This window comes from Longimonas sp. (assembly GCF_046498435.1).
Lineage (GTDB): Bacteria > Bacteroidota > Rhodothermia > Rhodothermales > Salinibacteraceae > Longimonas.
The window spans coordinates 1-12,263 of sequence record NZ_JAWOAR010000309.1; the positions used below are offsets into that span (position 1 = coordinate 1).

Annotated in this window: 11 protein-coding genes and 1 pseudogene; 4 read left to right on the forward strand and 8 right to left on the reverse strand. The window is 60.8% G+C overall.

The window, feature by feature from the left end:
• The 3 genes from R6U20_RS11845 (at position 1) to R6U20_RS11855 (ending at position 2,226) form a co-directional block, all read left to right on the forward strand.
• Positions 1-156: a four helix bundle protein gene (locus R6U20_RS11845; protein ID WP_410338073.1), complete on the forward strand. Its 156-nt coding sequence runs from the start codon at positions 1-3 to the stop codon at positions 154-156.
• Positions 157-287: 131 nt separating this feature from the next.
• On the forward strand, positions 288-1,304 hold the full coding sequence (locus R6U20_RS11850) for an NAD-dependent epimerase/dehydratase family protein (protein ID WP_410338074.1): 1,017 nt from the start codon (positions 288-290) through the stop codon (positions 1,302-1,304).
• Between the two features lie 136 nt (positions 1,305-1,440).
• Complete coding sequence (locus R6U20_RS11855) at positions 1,441-2,226, forward strand: queuosine precursor transporter (protein WP_410338064.1); 786 nt, start codon at positions 1,441-1,443, stop codon at positions 2,224-2,226.
• 201 nt (positions 2,227-2,427) lie between these two features.
• On the opposite strand, the gene R6U20_RS11860 is transcribed toward R6U20_RS11855, so the two are convergent.
• The 7 genes from R6U20_RS11860 to bshB1 all read right to left on the reverse strand — a co-directional run bounded on the left by R6U20_RS11860 (position 2,428) and on the right by bshB1 (position 9,931).
• Entirely contained in the window at positions 2,428-4,071 is a 1,644-nt protein-coding gene (locus R6U20_RS11860) for an ABC transporter substrate-binding protein (protein ID WP_410338065.1), read from the reverse strand.
• An 81-nt stretch (positions 4,072-4,152) separates the two neighbouring features.
• Complete coding sequence (guaA, locus tag R6U20_RS11865) at positions 4,153-5,733, reverse strand: glutamine-hydrolyzing GMP synthase (RefSeq protein ID WP_410338066.1); 1,581 nt, start codon at positions 5,731-5,733, stop codon at positions 4,153-4,155.
• 45 nt (positions 5,734-5,778) lie between these two features.
• On the reverse strand, positions 5,779-6,156 hold the full coding sequence (gcvH, locus tag R6U20_RS11870; RefSeq protein WP_410338067.1) for a glycine cleavage system protein GcvH: 378 nt from the start codon (positions 6,154-6,156) through the stop codon (positions 5,779-5,781).
• A 92-nt stretch (positions 6,157-6,248) separates the two neighbouring features.
• Complete coding sequence (accC, locus tag R6U20_RS11875; RefSeq protein WP_410338068.1) at positions 6,249-7,592, reverse strand: acetyl-CoA carboxylase biotin carboxylase subunit; 1,344 nt, start codon at positions 7,590-7,592, stop codon at positions 6,249-6,251.
• Between the two features lie 138 nt (positions 7,593-7,730).
• Positions 7,731-8,312, reverse strand: coding sequence for an acetyl-CoA carboxylase biotin carboxyl carrier protein (gene accB, locus R6U20_RS11880; protein WP_410338069.1), 582 nt, complete (start codon positions 8,310-8,312; stop codon positions 7,731-7,733).
• 71 nt (positions 8,313-8,383) lie between these two features.
• Positions 8,384-8,953, reverse strand: a complete 570-nt coding sequence (efp, locus tag R6U20_RS11885; protein ID WP_410338070.1) for an elongation factor P — start codon at positions 8,951-8,953, stop codon at positions 8,384-8,386.
• Between the two features lie 213 nt (positions 8,954-9,166).
• Positions 9,167-9,931, reverse strand: coding sequence for a bacillithiol biosynthesis deacetylase BshB1 (bshB1, locus tag R6U20_RS11890; RefSeq protein WP_410338071.1), 765 nt, complete (start codon positions 9,929-9,931; stop codon positions 9,167-9,169).
• 178 nt (positions 9,932-10,109) lie between these two features.
• On the opposite strand from bshB1, the gene R6U20_RS11895 reads away from it, so the two are divergent.
• Positions 10,110-10,364, forward strand: coding sequence for a hypothetical protein (locus tag R6U20_RS11895; RefSeq protein WP_410338072.1), 255 nt, complete (start codon positions 10,110-10,112; stop codon positions 10,362-10,364).
• Between the two features lie 188 nt (positions 10,365-10,552).
• Here the strand turns inward: R6U20_RS11895 and leuS are convergent.
• A pseudogene (gene leuS / locus R6U20_RS11900) lies at positions 10,553-12,263 on the reverse strand (leucine--tRNA ligase); the annotation flags it as partial.

Genomic DNA, 12,263 nt, shown 5'->3' on the forward strand with positions numbered 1-12,263 from the left:
ATGGAAACACAGGTCTGGCTCGATCATGCGCGCATGTGTGGCTATCTGGAAGATGCCGAGTATAGGGCACTCGATAAAGCCTGGCAACAGATTGGCGGCATGCTTCAGCGCATGATTCAACGCGCCGATACGTTCTGTTCTTCGTCTGCCGAATAGCCTGATTCCTGCCAGCACCGCCATCCTCCATCTACCATCCTCCATCTACCATCCTCCATCTACCATCCTCCATGTCCCCCAATCCAAAATCGCAAATCCAAAATCGCAAATCGGATAATCCAAAATCCAAAATCGCAAATCCAAAATCGAAGACCGCATTCGTCACCGGGGGCACCGGCTTTGTGGGCAGCCATCTGGTCGAGGCGCTGCTGGAGCGCGGGTATGACGAGGTACGCTGTCTGGTGCGCGACCGCCAAAAGTGGCTGGGGCCGCTCGATATTACGCCGGTGCGGGGCGACTTGACTGACGTAGAGGCGCTCTGGAAAGGGCTGCAAGGCGTTGATGAGGTGTACCATGTCGCCGGCATCACACGGGCGCAGGACTGGGATACGTTCTACCAGGCCAACGTGCGCGGCACGCTCAATCTGCTCGGCGCGGTCAAGCAAGTGGCTTCCGATGTGGACCGCGTACTCATCACCAGCAGCCTGGCCGCCGTGGGACGCGGCGCCGATGGCGCGGCCACCGAAGACGATCCGCTACAGCCAGTGAGCCGCTACGGACGCAGCAAGGCCGAGATGGAGGAGGCGCTCCGCAGCACGCATCAGATGCCGACATCGTACTGGGAGGATCTGCCGATTACCGTGGTGCGTCCGCCTGCGGTGTATGGCCCGCGCGACCGCGACATCCTCACGTTCTTTCAGGCGGTAAACAGCCACGTCTGCCCGGTCGTTGGCGGCGGCAGCGATCCGGCGGTGAGCCTCGTACACGTGCGCGACCTGGCTCAGGGCATGATTCAGTGCGCCACGCATCCCGATGCACTGCGCGAGGTGTTCTTTCTGGGGAGCCCGCGCCCATACGCGTGGAACGAGGTCAAGGCCGCCTCTACCGCCGCGCTCGACACGTGGGCGGTTACGATGCCCGTGCCGTCATTTCTGGTGGGAGCCCTGGGCGCTGCATCGGAACTGTGGGGGAAAGTTACCGGGTCGTATCCCGCCTTAAACCGCGAAAAGGCCCGCGAAATCCGATACGCCGCCACCATGTGCAGCAGTGAGAAAGCGAGGCGCATGGTCGGATACGAACCTGCCATTGCGCTCGACGAAGGGGTTGCCGAAACCATCGCCTGGTATCGCGAACAGGAATGGCTGTAGAGGGATGCACAGGCGCTGCCTCCGCCCGATCGTGTAAAGGCTGTTACAGGCGCCAGCGCCCGGAACGGAGGTCGTGCAGCTACAGTGAGGCTACCTGACCTCGCCCCTATTTTTCGCATTCCACCGGCCCCGCCCTGTGTCCGATACGCCCCCGCCCAGCGACTTTTCGTCTGCCGATCCTGATGTGCTTCGCAACTCAACCACCACGCGCGCCGAAGTTGCGTTCCTGATGCTCGCTGGGGTCTTTATCGGCGCGCTGGTCATGACCAACGCCATTGCCGGGAAGTTCTTCGTGCTGTTCGGACAAGAGCTTTCAGCGGGCATTATTGCGTATCCGGTCACGTTTCTGGTGACGGATCTCATCTCGGAGCTCTTCGGACGCAAGCGCGCCAGCACGGTGGTGGGGGTGGGATTTGTTGTGAGCGTGTTTGTGACGCTCGTGGTGTGGATTGCGGCGCAGGCTCCGGTCTACGACGCCTCACCCGTTTCGCAAGAGGCGTTCGACATGGTCTTCGGGCTGATGCCGGGCATTGTGCTGGGCTCGATGATTGCGTACCTCACCGCACAGTACATCGACGTGCAGATCTACGAGGGGCTGCGCACGCTCACTGACGGCAAGTACATGTGGATTCGCAACAACGGCTCCACCTTCTTCAGCCAGCTGGTGGATACGACAATGGTCGTGACGATTGCGCTGGTCTGGTGGCCGCAGATCGACGGAAATCCGCAGACCGAGGCGCTGGCATGGTCGACCTGGCAGGGCATTGTGTTCGGACAGTACGTGTTCAAGCTCGGCATTGCTGCGCTCGACACGCCGGTGCTCTACGCCTGCGTGTACGCCCTGCGCCGCTGGATTTCCAACGATCCGGAAGCGCCCACCTCCGCCTCCCCCGAAAGCGATATGGCACCGGCCCACACGTAGCCGGTGCACGTGCGGTGGTGGCTGGAGACTACTGCTGTGTCAACCCTCATTTTGATGGTTGCTCTGCAATTATCCCCCCAGCGAAGCGTGTCATGGTGAGCGCAGTCGGACCATCTCCTCGGTGTTTAGCAGGAACTTTTCGGGACGGCACAGCACGCGTATCCATCTGGTTTAACCCAAACATTGACCTGTGACACAGCACTACTGCACCAGTTCCAGTCGGTCGTTCCGGTATCGGTGGATGAACAGCCCCTGGTTAATGTTGCCCTCGCTAAAGTCGATGCGAATGCCGAGCCCTTCATACCGCTCTGCCGAACGTAGCATATCGGGCCGAATGCGGGTAGACGTGCTGTCCAGTCCACCGAGCAGATAGCTGGCCACATCGTAGCCCGTATATGACAGGCGCCGAGCAGTGGGCGACTCGGCATCGGGGGTGGTGCCCGTCAAGATTTCGTAGGAGCGTACAAACTCTTGGACCTCAGGGCGAGACGTGTTCACGTAGAAGTCGTTGGTGTAGGTCGCCGTAAATTTGCTGGCCTCCTTCTCAATACCCAGATCATGCCACTCGGCATTCCCCAGTGCGCGCAGTCCCATTCGCATGCGCTCCAGGCCAACCAGCGCTTCTTGGATGCGCCCGCGGGCATTACGCCCGGAAAACGGCAAGTACACGGCTTGTGCCGATGTCATCATAGAATCGGTAATGGTGCTATCGGAGCGCATGGCATTGGGCAGACGTGACCACGACCGGTCGCCTTCCACCTCGTACGTAAATGGGATGTCCATGCCGATGGATCGTGCCTCGTCGCGAAAGCCCTCGGCCATGCGCTCGCTCAGCCCACGCCCTTGCTCATAGATGAGCGCCGTTGAGCGAATAAGCAGCCCCTCGGCGGCGTAGCGCGCCATCGCCCGGCCTCGCATTTCGATGGACGGGTTGGCCTGAAAGACATATGTGCGCCCTTCCGACACGCTCGACTCGGTAGCCAGCGGGGCCACAAGTACCACGCCTGCCTCCTCAGCCGCCGCCCCGGCCTGCTCGGCCTGCTGACTGTAAAACGGCCCGATCACAACATCTACCTGATCCATGCGCACGAGCGAATCGACGGCCGCTTCAATTGAAGCCTCGGCGTTCCCGTCGTCCGTGTGAAAGTGGCGCACGTGCATCTTAGCGATGCGCTCCGGCGTGCGCGTCTGCTCGGTAACGGCTTGCAACGAATCGACGACCATCGTATCGCGCGAGGTAACGAGCGTCGTGGCTCCGTCTTCCTCGGCGCGTTCGTCATCGAAGAAGTCGGCTGTGTCATGCACGGTGACCTCGTCGGCCTCATCGTCCAGTTCAGGCGGCAGCACGTAGCGGCGCGCAAGCCCGTTATGCCGATCAACAGCCAGGCGTACGCCGTTAAAGAAGGCCTGTGAACGCGCCGCCTCTTCGTCTTCCAGATTGATCATCAATCCAATACGCAGCGTATCGGGAGCCGACTGGCCCGACTGCTGCCCGTCGCGTGCGTAACTGATGATCTGATTGGCCTGTGCACGATAGGTGGTGTCGGGATAGCGGTCAAGGAGCGTTTCCAGAATAGAGATCGCATCCTCATAGCGTCCAGTTCGGTAGAGGGCCCGCCCCCCCATAAGAAGTGAGGCTGTCGTTTTTTGATGCAGAGGATACTCAACGGCAGCTCGAAAGCGCCGGTAGGCCTCGGTGTATTCGCCCTCCTCAAAGGCAGCCAGCCCCTCTTCGAAGAGCAGTTCGGCATCCTCATTTTCAGGAATCTCGTCGTTTTGCTGCGCTATGGCTCCGGGCACAACACCCACCAGCAGCACAAGCATAATAGAAATCCAACGCCACATAATCGGTCTCGTCTCGATGATCAGCAGTGCGACAGGAGCAGCAGGCGTTGGGCACGCGCCGTACAAGGGATACGCCAGGCGCTACTCCCACTCGATGGTACCCGGCGGTTTCGAAGTGATGTCGTACGTGGCCCGGTTGATGCCGCGCACCTCGTTGACGATGCGGTTGGCCGTGTGCCCCAGCATGTCGTGCGGCAGATGCGCCCAGTCGGCCGTCATCCCGTCGACGCTCGTCACGGCACGCAGCGCGCACACGTGCTCGTACGTGCGCTCGTCGCCCATCACGCCCACCGTTTGCACCGGAAGCAGCACGGCCAGCGCCTGCCACACTGCGTCGTACAGATCGTGCGCCCGCAGTTCCTCAATAAAGATCGCGTCGGCGGCTCGCACGGTAGCCAGGCGCTCGCGGGTCACTTCGCCCATAATGCGAATGGCCAGCCCCGGCCCTGGAAACGGATGCCGGTTTACGATTGACGACGGCACGTCCAGCAGCTCGCCAATGGCACGCACCTCGTCTTTGAACAGTTCGCGGAAGGGCTCCAGCAGCTCAAACCCAAGCTCTTCAGGCAGCCCGCCCACATTGTGGTGCGTTTTGATGGTGACAGACGGCCCCTTGAACGACACGCTCTCAATTACGTCGGGGTAGAGCGTGCCCTGCGCTAAAAATGCGGGACGTGTGCCCAGGTCCTCGGCCAGCGCGTCGGTCTCGGCGGTAAACACGTCGATGAAGGTGTTGCCAATGCGCGTGCGCTTCTCTTCGGGGTCGTCGATCCCTTCAAGCGCATTGAGGAAGCGATCGGTAGCATCCACCGCACGCAGGTCCATGTTAAAGTGGCCGCGGAAGGTATCTTGCACCTGCGTCCATTCGCCCTTGCGCAGCAGTCCGTTGTTCACAAAGATGCAGTGGAGCTGATCGCCAATGGCTTTGTGCAGCAGCGCAGCGGCAACCGAGGAATCGACCCCACCTGAAAGCCCCAAGATGACGTGCTGATCGCCCACCTGCTCGCGAAGCGCCTCCACCTGTGTCTCCACAAACGACGCAGGCGACCACGCCCCTTCGCACCCGCAGATACGCAGCGCAAAGTTTTCGAGCAGTTGCGCACCGTAGTCCGTATGCACCACCTCGGGATGAAACTGCACGCCAAAGTGCGGCCTGTCGGTGTGGCGTACGGCTGCGATGGGTGCATTTTCGGTGCGCGCCAGCACCGTGTAGCCATCGGGCAGCGCGGTGAGGTGGTCGCCGTGGCTCATCCACACGGTGGAGCCGTCGGGCATGCCTTCGAGCAGAGCGTCGGTACGGTTCTCGTTGGGGATGCGCAGAGTGGCGCGCCCAAACTCGCGGCGTTCGGCCCCCTCTACGGCCCCGCCTGCGATGTGAGCCATCGACTGCAAGCCGTAGCAGATGCCCAACACGGGGACGGGACTACCATCATCGCGGGTCAGGCGCAGCAGCTCCGGGTCAAGCTCCGGCGCGTAGTCGTCGTACACCGAGCACGGCCCGCCCGACAGGATGACGCCATCGGGTTCAAGGGCGGCAAGCTCTTCTGTGGGACGTGTACACGGGTGGATTTCGGAGTACACCCCGGCCTCGCGAATGCGGCGGGCGATAAGCTGGGTGTACTGCGATCCATAATCGACGATTAAGATGCGCTCTTCGGTCATGCGGCGGAGCATCTATTGGAAAAAAGACAGCAAGAAACGGTCGGATTACGCGACGTCCGCGTATTCCTCGGCATCCAACAGATCGTCGAGTTCGCTTTCGTCTTCGAGTTCGATAACCACCATCCAGCCGTCGCCGTACGGGTCTTCGTTGACCTGCTCAGGTGCGCTTTCGAGGCTGTTATTTACCTCGATGATGGTGCCCGACATGGGCATAAACAGCTCGGAAACGGTCTTCACTGCTTCGACGGTGCCGTACACGTCGCCCGCAGAGAGTTCCGTGCCTTCGGGCTCCAGTTCAACGAACACAATGTCGCCCAACTCGCCCTCGGCAAACTCAGTGATGCCGACGGTGGCGGTGCCGTCGTCGTTCAGGCGCAGCCATTCGTGGTCTTCGGTGTAGTACAGGTCGCTGGGATAGCTCATAACAGGTGCATGGGTTAGGGGGAAACGAAGCGCCGGTGCGGATTCGCATACGCCGACGCCAAAAAGATGACCGGGGTGCTGTTTGGAGAGCGTTATGCGTTCGGGTCGAACGTGAACGTCTCCATGAACTGGGTGTCGAATGTGCCAGCCTGGAAGTCCTCGTTCTCCAACAGTTGCTGATGGAACGGAATGGTTGTTTTTACGCCTTCGATCACAAACTCGTCGAGAGCCCGCTTCATGCGTTTGATGGCGCGCTCGCGGGTGTCGGCGTGCACGATGAGCTTGGCAATCATCGAGTCGTAGTGCGGCGGAATGCGGTAGCCGGTGTAGGCATGCGTATCCACCCGTACGCCCAGTCCGCCCGGCTGGTGGAACGCTGTAATCGTGCCGGGCGAGGGGCTGAACTTGCGCGCCGGGTCTTCCGCGTTGATACGGCACTCAATGGAGTGCCCCCGCAGCGGACTCTCGGTGCGGGTCACCGTCTCGCCCATCGCTACCTGAATCTGATGTTCGATGATATCGCAGTCGGTGACTTCTTCGGTGACGGGGTGCTCGACCTGGATGCGCGTGTTCATCTCCATGAAGTAGAAATTCTTCTCGGCATCCACCAGAAACTCGATGGTGCCGGCCCCGGCGTAGTTGAGCGCGGCGGCGCCCTGGGTGGCGGCTTCGCCCATGCGGGTGCGCAGGTCGTCGTCTACGATGGGCGAGGGGGCTTCTTCGAGCAGCTTCTGGTGGCGGCGCTGAATGGAGCATTCGCGCTCGCCGTAGTGCATCACATTGCCTTTGCCATCGCCTAGCAGTTGAATCTCGATGTGGCGCGGGTTCATGACGCACTTTTCGAGATACATATCGGGATTGCCAAAGGCAGCGTCGGCCTCGGAGCGGGCGCCTTCGTAGCGCTGCTCGAAGTTCTCGGGCTCGCGCACCAGGCGCATGCCGCGTCCGCCGCCGCCCGCACTGGCTTTCACCATCACCGGATAGCCAATTTCGGCGGCCAGGCGTTTGCCTGCTTCCATGGATGGGAGGATGCCGTCGGAGCCGGGAACCACAGGCACGCCCGCCTCGGCCATGGTCTTCTTGGCCTGACTTTTCTCGCCCATCAGGCGGATGGTTTCGGCTCGCGGCCCGATGAACGTGATGTCGTGGTCAGAGCAGATCTGGCTGAACTCAGCGTTTTCGGAGAGGAAGCCGTAGCCGGGGTGAATCGCATCGGCGCCAGTGACTTCGGCGGCGGCAATGATGCGGTCGGGCCGCAGGTAGCTCTCGCTCGACGAGGGCGGGCCGATGCATACGGCTTCATCGGCAAAGCGAACGTGGAGCGAGTCGGCATCGGCGGTAGAGTATACCGCCACAGTGCGTAGCCCCATCTCGTGGCAGGTGCGAATGATGCGAAGGGCAATTTCGCCGCGATTGGCGATCAGTACTTTCTTCAAAACAGGGAGGCAACGTCAGGTGAGCAGGCAGGCGATCGGCAGGACATGCAGGAGGCATCCCCAAGGCGAAGGGGGCGGCCACAGAGCACAGAGCCATGCAGCGTGTCAACCCCCAATGTTCAACTACGGGGGATGCGCTTAGCTTTGATCGATAACAAAGAGCGGCTGGTCGAACTCCACCGGATCGGCGTCTTCCACCAGAATCTCTTTGACAACACCCGGCGTTTCGCACTCAATTTCGTTCATCAGCTTCATCGCCTCGATGATGCAGAGCACATCGCCTTCGCCCACGCGGTCGCCTTCGGTGATAAACGGATCGGAGTCGGGCGAGGGGGCGCGGTAGAACGTACCAACGATGGGCGCCTTCACAAGGATCTCGTTGGCCCCGAGTTCGCCGTCGTCGGCCTCGTCGGTGTCGGGCGCGGGGGCACTGTCCGATGTGGAAGGGCTTGCAGCGGGCGCGCTGGTTTCGGGAGCAGGCGCCGAGGGTTGCGGCTGGGGCGCCGGCTGAGGCTGGGGCTGCTGCTGCGGTTGCGGCGCGTACTGCGGCTGCTGAGGCATGCCGTAGCCGTGCATGGGCGGGCTGTACGACGGCTGCATCATCACCGTAGGGCCGTTCTGGCGAATGGTGATTTTGAAGTCGTCTTCTTCCACTTCCACTTCCGCCACGCCGCTCTCGGCGACCATCTGCAGAAGCTCTTGAATCTTGGACAGTTTCATACGTTTGGGGGCTGGGTGAGACAAACGAGGCTGGCAGGGCACGGCCCCGTGCCAGAGGTAAGCTGAGGGCGTTAGGCCGATTCGACCCGCGTTTCGTAATCGCCGGTTTGGGTATTTACGCGTACGGTGTCGCCCTCGTTGATGAAGAGCGGGACGTCTACCGTGGCTCCGCTTTCAAGGGTGGCGGGCTTCGAGCCGCCTTGTGCCGTGTTGCCCTTTACACCGGGTGTGGTTTCCACAACCTCCAGATCCATCTTCTGTGGAATGTCGGTACGCAGCGGTTCTTCGGTATCAACCCGAAACAGGATATCAACCTCGGCGCCTTCTTTCAGATATTCGCGCCCGTCAATGCGTTCGGGCGGAATCGAAAATTGCTCGTAGGTCGTGGTGTTCATAAAGTGCAAGCCCAGGTCGTCTTCGTACAAGAACTGATGGGCTCGTTTCTCTACGCGTACTTCTTCGACCTTCTCGCCTGCCCGGAAGGTGTTGTCGAGCTCGCGCCCGTCTCGCACGTTTTTGAGGGTCGTACGCACGAACGCACCGCCCTTGCCGGGCTTCACGTGTAGAAAGTCGACGATCTGCCACAGGTCATCTTTCCAGATGAACGTGAGGCCGTTTCGGAAATCACTGGTACTGGTCATCGAAAGGTTTCACATAGCCGTTCTTGAATAGCGAGCCGAACGCGTCCGAATGCTTTATGCAAAAGCCCGGTTCGTTCGTAGCGCATGCCGTAACGCATAACCGCAATATAGCGTAGCATGCCCCTTTGTGTCAACGTGCCCCGTATGAGCATCAGGCATAAATGGACGAGGCGCGGTTAAATTGTTGCAGAAACGGATGCCTGGGGCGTCCACTTACCGAAAAGGCCGTCGTATAGAGAGGGCCTGTGGCAGATCGCGCAGGCCCACCGGCCCCTGGTAGTAGAGCAATGGCTCACCGTACGTGGCTCCAATGCGGTATCCGTAGGTGCGCGCCCGTGCCTCTACCCATTTGAAAAAGGTCGGGTTGGAGACGTAGGTCTCCGGCTCATCGGGGTCGGGCTCATAGTCGGGATTGTAGAACTGCGACTCGAACGCCTGCAGCGCCTCAATGCGCTGCTCCCACACGTCCGACACGTCGAGCACGAACGTGGGTTCGAAGGGCACTGCCTGCATGTAGTGCAAAATGTGGTGCGGACGCCACGGCTCTTGCGTCTTGCCGTTGGCATTGGTCGTCTCAATTTTGCGCAGGCCGCTGTAATAGAGCGCATCTTTTGCAAGCTCGGACGCCGCGCAGTGGTCGGGGTGGCGGCACTCGGGCGCGTTGATGAGCACAATGTCCGGACGATACCGGCGAATCCGTTCGATAAGGTGTCGGCGCGTGGTCGGAGTGTTCTCAATGTTGCCATCAGGCAGTTCCAGGTTATCGCGCCCCGAGAGCCCCATAATACGCGCAGCCGCCTCGGCCTCCTCCTGCCGCTGCTCAGGCGTGCCGCGCGATCCCAACTCGCCACGAGTAAAATCTACCACAGCAGTGGTATAACCTTGTTGCGCCAAAGTACACATAGTGCCCCCGGCACAAAGCTCCACGTCGTCGGGATGCGCAGCAAGCGCCAGAATATCAACGGTTTCATCTGTCATGCGGGAAGGAGCGGGTATGTGGCATGGTTTTCGGTAATGTAATAGGGTGCGCAGCGCAGTGCTTCAATGAGCACGGGTCTTGCGCATCCGTATGTCAGTCTGCTGTACGAACGCTAAGCCCACGCGCGTGGGCTTAGCAGGACTCGCTTACTCAATTGCCTTATTCTATTTTCAGACTATGAATACCAGTTCGAACGATTCCTCTTCCTCCGACGGCAACCACGAGTTTGAAATGCCCTTCCGCCCACCGAACACGTCGGGGCTGCCCATGTCAGAGAACACCTGGGCTGTGGGCATGCGCTTGTACTGCCAGGCCTGGGATGCCTACCGCGAGGCGGGTATGCCGTTCGGCTCTTCCGACAATGCCATGATCATCTGGTACACCTTCCGCACCGACGAAGACGTTGACCTGAGTACCGTTTCCCCGAATTAAGCCGCGTCTAAAAACTCGGCACGAGCTGTACGCCATCGGGTAGCGTGCCCCGCATCGTTGGTTTCGATCGCCGCCCCGATAGCTGCCAAGGGATACGTACCGCAATGACTGTTGCAGGGCCTCCGCCTCATGCTGGCGTTGGCCCTCCTGTCGTTTGGTAGGGACTACGACTCGGGCCGTGCGGTAGGTCAGTTCACCACAAAGTTGATGATGCGTCCGGGCACGTAGATTTCGCGGCGCACGGTGCCATCGTTCAAGTAGCGCGCCACGTTGTCGTCGGCACGGGCCGTGCTAAGGGCCTCTTCTTCGGGGGCGTCGGGCGCCACCTCAACGGTTCCGCGCACGGTGCCGTTCACCTGCACCGCTAACTCAACCACCTCGCGCTTCAGGTGCTCTTCAACGAGTTCAGGCCAGTCGGCGTGCGCAATGCTTTCATCGTGGCCCAGGCGTACCCACAGCTCTTCGGCAATGTGCGGCGCAAACGGGCTGAGCAGCTTCACGAACGGCTCGACAATGGATTGCGGCACCGCGTCCCACTTGTTGGCGGCGTTCACAAACTCCATCATCTTGGCAATGGCCGTGTTGAAGCTGAGCGATTCAATGTCATCGGTCACTTTCTGGATGGTCTCGTGCAGCACACGGAGCTGCTCGCGGCTTGGGTCGCCGTCTGTGACCTGCGCCTCCCCCTGTGTGTCGATGACGAGACGCCACACGCGGCCCAGGAAGCGGTACACACCGTCTACGTCGGAGGTGCTCCACGGCTTCACCTGCTCCAGCGGACCCATAAACATTTCGTAGAGGCGCAGTGCGTCGGCTCCGTACTCGTCGATCACGTCGTCGGGGTTTACGACGTTGCCGCGGCTCTTGCTCATCTTGTGCGAGCGTGCATCCACACGGATCTCGGGGTGCTCAGACAGCACGAAATGATCTCCATCTTTGGTGATGGCATCTTGCTCCACCGGCGAGGGGGTCACCTCGGCACCGGTACGCGTGTCGGTGTTGTCATCCACATGCTCGGCGGACACGTACGCGCCGTCGGCATCCGCATAGGCCGTATATTCGGTTTCGCCCAGAATGAGCCCCTGGTGTACCAGTGTCTGGAACGGCTCTTTGGTGGACACCACGCCTGCGTCATACAGCACTTTGTGCCAGAAGCGCGCGTAGAGCAGGTGCAGCACCGCGTGCTCGGCCCCGCCCACGTACAGATCTACCGGCATCCAGTAGGCTTCCTTCTCAGGGTCAACCAGCTGCTCGTCGTTGTGCGGGTCGATGAACCGCAGGAAGTACCAGCACGATCCGGCCCACTGCGGCATGGTGTTGGTTTCGCGGCGGGCGGGGTTGCCGGTTTCGGGATCCGTCGTTTCGACCCAGTCGTCGAGGGCCCCGAGCGGACTTAAAGCGGCGTCTTGCTCCAGAATCTCGTTGTACGAGTCGATCGCGGGCAGCTCGACCGGTAAATCGTTGGCAGGAACCGGCTTCGCTTCGCCATCCACGTGGATGATGGGGAACGGCTCGCCCCAGTAGCGCTGGCGGCTAAAGAGCCAGTCGCGCAGCTTGTAGTTGATGGTGGCCTCGCCGTGACCGTGCTCCTCCAGCCAGTTGGTAATGCGGTCTTTGGCGGTGTTCACGTCGAGTCCGTTCAGGAATCCGCTGTTGATGGCAGGTCCATCGCCGGTGTACGCATCGCCGTCGAAGTCCTCGGGCGGCTGCACCGTGCGCACAATCGGCAGGTCGTACTTTCGGCGAAGGCCCAGTCGCGGTCGTCTTGTCCGGGCACAGCCATGATGGCACCGGTGCCGTACGAGGCCAGCACGTAGTCGGCCACCCAGATCGGGATGCGCTCATCGTTGACTGGGTTGACAGCGTACGCGCCCGTGGGCACGCCCGTCTTCTCTTTCT

Excerpts from the sequence above, each read along its gene's own strand:
- R6U20_RS11895 (WP_410338072.1), top strand. The coding sequence starts at position 10,110 with ATGAATACCAGTTCGAACGATTCCTCTTCCTCCGACGGCAACCACGAG.
- accB (WP_410338069.1), bottom strand. The coding sequence starts at position 8,312 with ATGAAACTGTCCAAGATTCAAGAGCTTCTGCAGATGGTCGCCGAGAGC.
- guaA (WP_410338066.1), bottom strand. The coding sequence starts at position 5,733 with ATGACCGAAGAGCGCATCTTAATCGTCGATTATGGATCGCAGTACACC.
- gcvH (WP_410338067.1), bottom strand. The coding sequence starts at position 6,156 with ATGAGCTATCCCAGCGACCTGTACTACACCGAAGACCACGAATGGCTG.
- efp (WP_410338070.1), bottom strand. The coding sequence starts at position 8,953 with ATGACCAGTACCAGTGATTTCCGAAACGGCCTCACGTTCATCTGGAAA.
- R6U20_RS11860 (WP_410338065.1), bottom strand. The coding sequence starts at position 4,071 with ATGTGGCGTTGGATTTCTATTATGCTTGTGCTGCTGGTGGGTGTTGTG.
- R6U20_RS11845 (WP_410338073.1), top strand. The coding sequence starts at position 1 with ATGGAAACACAGGTCTGGCTCGATCATGCGCGCATGTGTGGCTATCTG.
- bshB1 (WP_410338071.1), bottom strand. The coding sequence starts at position 9,931 with ATGACAGATGAAACCGTTGATATTCTGGCGCTTGCTGCGCATCCCGAC.